The sequence below is a fragment of the Streptomyces sp. YIM 98790 genome (assembly GCF_011421595.1).
Classification (GTDB): Bacteria; Actinomycetota; Actinomycetes; order Streptomycetales; family Streptomycetaceae; genus Streptomyces.
Genome location: NZ_WTLH01000375.1, coordinates 1 through 1,727 on the forward strand (window position 1 = coordinate 1; position 1,727 = coordinate 1,727).

Sequence of the window (1,727 nt, forward strand, 5' to 3'; positions counted from 1 at the left end):
GTTCGTGGCGCTGCAGCGGCGGGACCGTCCGCAGGTGGAGACCGCGCTCGGTGCGCTGGCCCGGCTCCACACCCGCGGGCACACCGTGGACTGGGCGGCGTTGTTCACCGGCACCACCGCCACCGTCACCGACCTGCCCACCTACCCCTTCCAACACCAGAACTACTGGCTGGACAGCATCTCCCCCGGCGCGCGGAGCACCGGCGGGCCCGGCCTGACCGCAACGGGTCACCCGCTGCTGAAGACGGCCGTCGGACTCGCCGACGGCAAGGGCGCGGTGCTCACCGGCCGCCTCGCGCTGCACACCCACCCCTGGCTCGCCGACCACCGGGTCGGCGGCACCGTGACACTGCCCTCGGCGGCCATGACCGAGCTGGCCGTCCGGGCCGGCGACGAGACCGGCTGCCCCGGCATCGCCGACCTGACCGTCGGCACCCCGCTGACCGTCCCGGAGAGCGGCGGAGTCCAGGTGCAGGCATCCGTCGGCCCGGCCGACGCGGACGGGCACCGGCGGATCACCATCAGCTCCCGGCCGGACCGGGACGACCCGGGCGCGCCGTGGCAGGTGCACGCCACCGGCCTGCTCACCGAGGCCGCACCGGCGCCCATGGTCTCCCTGGGCACCTGGCCACCGCCCGGGGCCGCCCCGGCCGGGCTCGACGGCTTCTACCGGCGGCTGGACGAGAAGGGCTGCACGCACGGGCCGGCGTTCCAGGGGCTGCGGGCGTTGTGGCAGCGGGGCGAGGAACTGTTCGCCGAGGTGGAGCTCCCCGACGGCACGGACCCGGACGCGTTCGGGATCCATCCCGCGCTGCTCGACGCCGCGCTGCACCCGCTGCTCGCCGCCGGGCAGGACACCGCCGGCCTGTCCTGGCACGGGTTCCACCTGCATGCCGTCGGCCCGCGCTCGCTCCGGGTCTGGATCAGGCCCAGGGGCGAGGACGCCTTCCGGCTGTGGCTGGCCGACGAGACCGGCGAGCCGGTCGCCGAGGCGCGCGCGCTGCGGCGCCCGGTGACCCCCGCCCGGCGGCTGGACGGCGCGGCGGACGGCTCGCTGTTCCACCTGGTCTGGTCGCCGGTCGGCCTGCCCGACCCGGAGGATCTCACCGCCACCCGCTGGGCCGTGCTCCGGGACACCCCGCCGGACGGCCTCGGCCACCGCGTCGAGAACGTCGCCGACGCCGCCGGGGACGTCCTCGTCGCCCTGCTCGGCACGGCGGCCGGGGACGACGCGGCGGACGCGGCGCACCGGAGCACCGTACGGGCGCTGGAGCTGGTGCAGGAGGCGCTGGCGGCCGGGACCTCCCGGCTGGTGCTGGTCACGGAGAACGCCGTCGCCACCCACGACGGCGAGGACGTCGACCCGGGCTCGGCCCCGGTGTGGGGTCTGGTCCGGTCGGCGCAGGTCGAGAATCCCGGCCGGATCATGCTGATCGACACGGACGGCAGCCCGGCGAGCGCCGGGCAGCTCTCCGCCGCGCTCGCGTCCGGCCACGACCAGCTCGCCCTCCGCGCGGGACGGGCGAGCACCCCCCGGCTGGCCGGGGCGCGTCCGGCGGGTGTGGCCGGTGCGGAGCCGGAGCCGGGGGACGCGGTGCCGGTCCCGGCGCCGGAGGGCACCGTCCTGGTGACCGGCGGTACCGGCGCCCTGGGCGCACTGTTCGCCCGCCACCTGGTCACCGCCCACGGCGTGCGCCACCTGCTGCTGCTCAGCCGGCGCGGACCGC

The 1,727-nt window shown here is 77.5% G+C and carries 1 protein-coding gene; it reads left to right on the forward strand.

Annotated features, from left to right (window positions below; translation table 11 throughout):
- Positions 1-1,727 (forward strand): SpnB-like Rossmann fold domain-containing protein (locus tag GQS09_RS28180; protein ID WP_165990341.1); only part of this gene is annotated, 1,727 nt, incomplete at both ends.